The sequence below is a fragment of the Bartonella sp. AA83SXKL genome (assembly GCF_042196965.1).
Classification (GTDB): Bacteria; Pseudomonadota; Alphaproteobacteria; order Rhizobiales; family Rhizobiaceae; genus Bartonella.
In genome coordinates this window covers 1-509 of the sequence record NZ_JBHIRG010000366.1, presented here as the reverse complement: position 1 = coordinate 509, position 509 = coordinate 1, and the positions used below count along the sequence as shown (strand labels likewise).

At 45.0% G+C, this 509-nt stretch carries 1 pseudogene; it reads left to right on the top strand.

From position 1 onward, the window contains the following. Nucleotides 1-509, top strand: a pseudogene (locus ACFINO_RS11650) (phage portal protein); the annotation flags it as partial.

Sequence of the window (509 nt, the reverse complement as noted above, 5' to 3'; positions counted from 1 at the left end):
TGGGCGAATAAATATTTTAGTCAAGTGATGTATATCCTTAATAGCCAATCCAAAGGGGGGCTTATTGTCGAGGAAGGGGCGTTTAAGGACATCAGGCAGGCTATGCAAGATTGGGCGCGGGCTGATGCGTTGCTAGTTGCTGAAGATGGCGCTCTTGCAGAAGGCAAGATACAACCAAAGCCTGTAGCACAGTTTCCAGAGGGCTTTTTCCAGCTGTTTAATGAAGCTAAGGAAGCAATTAATCAGGTGACGGGTTTATCACCCGAATTCATTGGTACAAGGGAAGTGACACAAGCGGGTATTTTGGAGGCACAACGACGCCAATCCAGTTTAAATCTGCTTGCTTGTCTGTTTGATGGTTTACGTTTGTATCGCAAAAGGCAGGGTAAGATTATTTTGCATCTGATACAGAATTACTTGTCCGATGGTCGTTTGGTACGGATATCTGGTGAGGAGAATGCGCAATATATTCCATTGACGCGTGAAGAAGTAACGAGTGTCGAGTATGA